Origin of the sequence: Aquibacillus kalidii (assembly GCF_014280935.1) — a bacterium.
Lineage (GTDB): Bacteria > Bacillota > Bacilli > Bacillales > Amphibacillaceae > Aquibacillus_D > Aquibacillus_D kalidii.
Window position 1 is genome coordinate 24,602 of record NZ_JACLZI010000031.1, and the last position, 6,000, is coordinate 30,601.

Sequence of the window (6,000 nt, forward strand, 5' to 3'; positions counted from 1 at the left end):
CATCTTAATCGTTGCGTTTTCTCAAATAAAAAGGGGATGAGTGCTAAAAACCACTTCGGCAGAATACTCCGCTTTTCGTGGGCACGGCCTCAGCTTCCTCAGAGCAAAGAACGCTCTTCCGGGATCTTCGGACGCGTGCTGTTCCCACAGAAGTCTCCGTATTCTGCCTACGCTAGATTTGTGTTATCTAGTCAGTTTTGGTTAATACCTAAAATCAAATAATTAAAATGCATCTCTTTTTTTATGAAAGTTATGCTAGTGGAGGAAATATACGGAGACTCCTGCGGGAATAGCGAAGACGTTGAGACCCCACAGGGAGCGCTTTTGGCGACCGAGGAGGCTCAGCGCGAGCCCGCGGAAAGCGTAGTATATTTCCGGAACGGTTGATCAGCATTTATTAAGATTGTAAAAAGTTAGTTACTGCGGATTTTATCTCAACTGCGGCATTCTGAAAGCCATAAAGTATGAGAAAAGAGCTAATATTGTATATCCAATAATTTCTTGGAATAAAGTCAATAGTAGTAATCTAGAATTCCTTTTAGTTACAAATTAAATGAGCTCTATTTAGAAGTCTCCATAATAACTTGGAAAAACAGGATTAGATACCCTCGTAGTTCAAATACTAAAAAAGGCCGCTCCACTAGAAGAGCGACCTTAGATATTTATTATTTAGCTGTTTCAGGAACGGATAGACCTAGGCCTTCTGCAACACGTTCGCCTAATTCAGGATCTACTTTATAGAATAGGCTAATTTGACGTAGTTTAATTTCATCATAATCTACACCGCTTAAGTGATCAACAAAGTTTTGAATTAAACGAGTACGCTCTCCATCATCCATAACATCACGGAATAGTGCACGTGGTTGGCTGTAGTGGTCATCACTATCATAGGCAACACTATCAGCAAAACCAGATACTTCAAATGGACTAGTTTTATTTTCTGGTGTTTCAACTGGTCCGTTAAAGCTATTTGGCTCATAGTTGATTGCACTTCCACCGTTGCCATCAAAGCGCATTTGTCCATCGCGCTGGTTGTTATTTACCTCAGATTTTGCACGGTTAATTGGTAATGCTTCGTGGTTAGCACCGATACGGTAACGATGCGCATCAGAGTAAGCAAATAAACGACCTTGAAGCATTTTATCTGGAGATGCCTCAATACCAGGTACAAAGTGACCAGGTGAGAATGCTGCTTGTTCTACTTCAGCAAAGTAGTTTTCTGGATTACGATCTAATACCATACGGCCTACTTCGATTAAAGGATAATCTTTACGAGACCATGTTTTTGTAACATCAAATGGATCGTAGCGGTAAGTATTAGCATCTTCCACAGGCATGATTTGAACATAAAGCTTCCATTCAGGGAAATCGCCATTATCAATAGCATTGTATAAATCTTCTGTATGGTAATCAGGGTTTTCACCAGCTAGTTTAGCAGCTAATTCAGGATCAAGTGCTTTAACCCCTTGTTCAGCAATAAAGTGATATTTTACAAATACCGCTTCGCCTTCAGCGTTAACCCATTTAAATGTATGGCTTCCATAACCATTCATATGACGTAATGTTGCAGGAATACCACGGTCACCATGAAGGTAAGTAATTTGGTGTAATGATTCTGGTGATAAAGACCAGAAATCCCAAACCATATTAGGATCTTTTCTACCAGTATGTGGATTACGCTTTTGAGTATGGATAAAGTCAGGGAACTTAATCGCATCGCGAATAAAGAAGATAGGTGTATTGTTACCCACTAGATCATAGTTACCTTCTTCTGTATAGAATTTAACGGCGAAACCTCTTGGGTCACGTACTGTATCGGCGGAACCTAGTTCACCAGCAACTGTTGAGAAACGGATAAACATTGGTGTGCTTTTTCCAACCTCAGATAGAAATGCTGCTTTTGTATATTTTGATACATCATTAGTTACTTGGAAGTATCCGTGTGCACCAGCACCCTTTGCGTGAACGACCCGCTCAGGAACTCTTTCACGGTTAAAATGTGCAAGTTTTTCTATTAAGTGAACATCTTGAATTAAAGTTGGTCCTCTATGACCTGCTGTAATTGAATTTTGGTTATCTCCAACAGGGGCTCCTGAAGCAGTTGTTAAGTATTTTTTTTCATTACTCACTATGTGAACACCTCTCCTTGAATAGTTTAATAGTTTTTCGTCTAATACATTTCTTATTATAATACAAATCTTTTAAAAATCAATATTTATTTACAATGATTTTAAATAAGAAATAATTATTCCTTTTAATAATTATGATAATACGTCAGGGAATAGACTATCTTACAGAAAAAAAGTATAAAAAGAAGAGAGGTTTATGAGACCTCTCTTTTCTAGGGGAAACATCCTTAAAAGTATTTGTTGATTGGGGGTAACAAAACTTAGTGAAAAATGGGATGTTTCTATTAAACTAATGGAAGTGTACTACACAAGTTATTATACATGATAATGATAATCATTTTCAATAGGTAAAATAAAAAAATGGGAAATAATTCTGTTTTTTTAACTACATGATTCTTAAATAGTCTTCATTAGATGATAATGATTGAAGTAATTACCTCGATTATTTAACAAAAATAAGGGATAATAGTAAGTTATTAAAAGAGGTTTACAGGGAGGTTGGATATGGTAGTAAACTTGCAAGATGTATCTTTAATAAAAGAAGGAAACACGATATTAAAAAATATTAATTGGAATGTTATAAAAGGAGAGCATTGTGCCTTATTGGGTTTAAATGGTGCAGGAAAAACTGCACTTTTACATATGCTGTGTGCCTTTTATTTCCCTTCAAAAGGTTCTGTTACTGTATTGGGAAGACAATTTGGTAAAGCTGTACTTGGGGAAGAATTAAGAAGGGAAATTGGTCTAGTTTCTTCCCAAATCAAGGGGCGTATGTATCAGGATGATAGTGCTTATCAAATTGTGTTAAGTGGTGCTTTTGGTTCTATTGGACTTTATGAAACCCCCACTGATGAAATTAGGAATAAAGCTAAAGCGTTATTGAAGGATTTGGGATGCTTTTCATATGCTAATCGTAGTTTCCGTACATTATCTCAGGGGGAGCAGCAGAGAGTTATGATTGCAAGGTCCTTAATGGCTGAGCCTAAACTACTTATTTTAGATGAGCCCGCGAACGGTCTAGACTTTTTGGCTCGTGAACAATTACTAGAAACCATTGAACAGGTCGCAAAAATGGAACAGTCTCCTACTATTATTTATGTCACGCATCATGTAGATGAAATCTTACCTTGTTTTAATCAAACATTACTTCTTAAAAGTGGCCAGGTATTTGCGTCGGGTCAGACAGATAGTCTAATTTCTTCTATTACACTATCTGATTTTTTTCAAATGCCAGTAGAAGTAAGTCGGAAAAATGGCCGGTTTTCTTTAATAAAGGCTTAAAAATGTTCAACTAAAGAGTTAGGAGAATTATTCATGCTGCAACGTGTAAATAGAGTACTAGAGAGAATAATGCCACTTCTTGCACCGACAAGTGTTGTTGTTGGTGTGGTGTTAGCACAATATCTAGTTCATTTATCTTTTTTAGTACCGTGGGTCTTTGCTTTTATGACTTTTGTGGGAAGTTTAAGTTCAAACCTTAATTCATTGAAACGCGCAGTTCTTCATCCTCTTCCGATTATGATTGCCCTGTTTATACTTCATATTTTCATGCCATTATGGGCATGGGGGATTGGGCATATATCCTTTCATGAAGATATTCTAACCATAACTGGATTGATAATTGCAATGGTTATTCCTACAGGTATAACAAGCTTTATATGGGTTTCTATTAGTAAAGGGAATGTGGCCTTGACACTCTCAATTATTTTAATCGATACTATTCTTTCTCCATTTCTTGTCCCTTACAGTTTGTCTATATTAGTAGGGCATTCGGTTGAGATGGAAGTATGGAGTATTATGAAAGGTTTGGTTGGAATGATTGTAATCCCTTCTATCGTTGGAATGTGTTTAAATGAGATGACGAAAGGAAGGGTTAAAGATACACTTAGCCCACGTCTAGCGCCCTTTTCAAAAGTGGGTTTAGCTAGTGTGATTATGATAAATAGTTCAGTTGTTGCACCTTATTTAAAAGATATCAATTGGAAGTTAGTTAAGATTGCTACCGTAATGTTTTTTATTGCCTTTTGTGGATATCTTATTTCTTGGATAGTTGGTCGCCTATTGAAAAAGGATCGAGATGTTGTGGTGGCTTTAACTTTTACAGGGGGTATGAGAAATATTAGTGCAGGAGCAGTTATTGCAGTAGCATATTTTCCACCTCCAGTAGCAGTACCCGTAGTAATAGGAATGCTATTTCAACAAGTATTGGCGTCTTTATACAGTCAATTATTACATAATTACTATAATAAGGTTGCTTACTCAAAGGGTTAGTTAGATAAATATTATTGAACCTTGACTCTAACGTTACGTGATAGCTTAACGTTATATATGAGGTGATCGGATGTATCTAGTAAAAGATGTTGCTAAAATTGCTGGTATAAGCGTGCGCACGCTGCATTACTATGATGAAATTGGTATATTAAAACCAAAGAAGAAGGGACAGAATGGATATAGGTTATATACCAATCAACATCTAGAGCGTTTGCAACAAATTCAATTTTTCAAGGAGTTAGATTTTCCGCTACAAAAAATAAAAGAAATAATGGATGGTCCTTCCTATGATCAATACCATGCTTTAATCAACCAAAAACAGATCTTACAAGCAAAAAGGGATCGCCTCGACAGTATTATTCAATCGGTTGAAAAAACGATTATGTCACTGGATGGAGGTGTGAACATGAGTAACCAAGAAAAATTTGAAGCCTTTAGTATGGAAGAGATTAAATATTATCGGAATAAATATGCAGACGAGGTTGAAGAGATATATGGAACTACAGATGCCTATCAAGAGTCCAAGCAAAGGACTGCAAATTATAGTGAATCAGACTGGCAACATATTAAAGTTCAAGGGGACGAGATATTGATAGGGCTAGCTAATGTAATGGATAGCGTCCCTAATAACCGAATTGTGCAAAAGTTAGTTTCTGAATATCGAAGTTATATAAATGACAACTACTACGAGTGTACTTTGGAAATTTTTCGAGGGCTATCCGATCTGTATGTTCAAGATATCCGTTTTACTAAAAATTTAAATAAGTATCGTCCTGGCTTAGCAGATTTCTTCAGTAAAGCTATAAAAATTTACTGTGATAAACGAGAAAGTTAATAGCATATCAAAATGTACTAAAAAACGGAATCCCCCAAATTGTGAAGGGATTCCGTTTTTTAAGATTAAGATCTTTTTCCGAACAAATCTGCAATGGAATGTGCTATTTCAATGCCTTGATAGGCTAGTAGACTAATTGCAGAAAGTGAGAAAATTCCTATAAATATAAACCTAGCAAAATGAATAAACATAATCAGTTCTCCTTTCTCCATCATTTATTGGCTTAGGAAAACGATTTTGTTTTGAAATAGGATGACTGGTAAAAGATTGTTAGTAGAAAAAGGCGGAGCAGTAGTAATCGTATGGATGGGTAAAAAGCTAGGATAAGTATATAGAGGGCTACAAGAGCGGTGTATTGTTGTAGTAATGAGATGTCGATTTTATCGTTATATTTTGTTAATGTATCAGCTTCAAATGTATTGCTTTCAGCTTGACTAATTATTCCTGTATCAATGTGATTGTATGGAAGAGAGCTAGTATGTTGGATCATTGTTAATGATAAGACACTAATGCATAAAAAAAATAACAATCTTTCCAATCTAAATCAATCCCCCTTAGTAAATTCATATATTAAATTAAAAAGTATCTAAAGTAAATAAGAACAAGGACTCAGTATACGATTACAAAAGATATTCTTTTTAAGATCTCTATTTGTTAAATTAAGACAACTTTGAGATAAAATCTGCAGTAACTTCTTATTTTTTGATTAGTTGAGTGCAAATCCGACGCTGCGGAAAAACACTCGCTTTCCGTGGGGAACGCTTC

General features: G+C 35.9%; 5 protein-coding genes. 3 read left to right on the forward strand and 2 right to left on the reverse strand.

Annotated elements, in window-relative coordinates; all coding sequences use genetic code 11:
- Positions 1-665: 665 nt before the first annotated feature.
- Positions 666-2,132: a catalase gene (locus H7K77_RS05990; protein ID WP_407926418.1), complete on the reverse strand. Its 1,467-nt coding sequence runs from the start codon at positions 2,130-2,132 to the stop codon at positions 666-668.
- Positions 2,133-2,633: 501 nt separating this feature from the next.
- Between H7K77_RS05990 and H7K77_RS05995 the strand changes: the two genes are divergently transcribed.
- The 3 genes from H7K77_RS05995 (at position 2,634) to H7K77_RS06005 (ending at position 5,235) form a co-directional block, all read left to right on the forward strand.
- On the forward strand, positions 2,634-3,410 hold the full coding sequence (locus tag H7K77_RS05995; RefSeq protein WP_186576823.1) for an ABC transporter ATP-binding protein: 777 nt from the start codon (positions 2,634-2,636) through the stop codon (positions 3,408-3,410).
- Positions 3,411-3,443: 33 nt separating this feature from the next.
- Complete coding sequence (locus tag H7K77_RS06000) at positions 3,444-4,400, forward strand: bile acid:sodium symporter family protein (protein ID WP_186576824.1); 957 nt, start codon at positions 3,444-3,446, stop codon at positions 4,398-4,400.
- Between the two features lie 70 nt (positions 4,401-4,470).
- Entirely contained in the window at positions 4,471-5,235 is a 765-nt protein-coding gene (locus tag H7K77_RS06005) for a MerR family transcriptional regulator (RefSeq protein ID WP_186576825.1), read from the forward strand.
- A gap of 65 nt (positions 5,236-5,300) precedes the next feature.
- Here H7K77_RS06005 and H7K77_RS21480 read toward each other — a convergent pair whose 3' ends face one another.
- Positions 5,301-5,426: a hypothetical protein gene (locus tag H7K77_RS21480; protein WP_268911895.1), complete on the reverse strand. Its 126-nt coding sequence runs from the start codon at positions 5,424-5,426 to the stop codon at positions 5,301-5,303.
- Positions 5,427-6,000: the final 574 nt, after the last annotated feature.

Excerpts from the sequence above, each read along its gene's own strand:
- H7K77_RS21480 (WP_268911895.1), bottom strand. The coding sequence starts at position 5,426 with ATGTTTATTCATTTTGCTAGGTTTATATTTATAGGAATTTTCTCACTT.
- H7K77_RS05995 (WP_186576823.1), top strand. The coding sequence starts at position 2,634 with ATGGTAGTAAACTTGCAAGATGTATCTTTAATAAAAGAAGGAAACACG.
- H7K77_RS06005 (WP_186576825.1), top strand. The coding sequence starts at position 4,471 with ATGTATCTAGTAAAAGATGTTGCTAAAATTGCTGGTATAAGCGTGCGC.
- H7K77_RS06000 (WP_186576824.1), top strand. The coding sequence starts at position 3,444 with ATGCTGCAACGTGTAAATAGAGTACTAGAGAGAATAATGCCACTTCTT.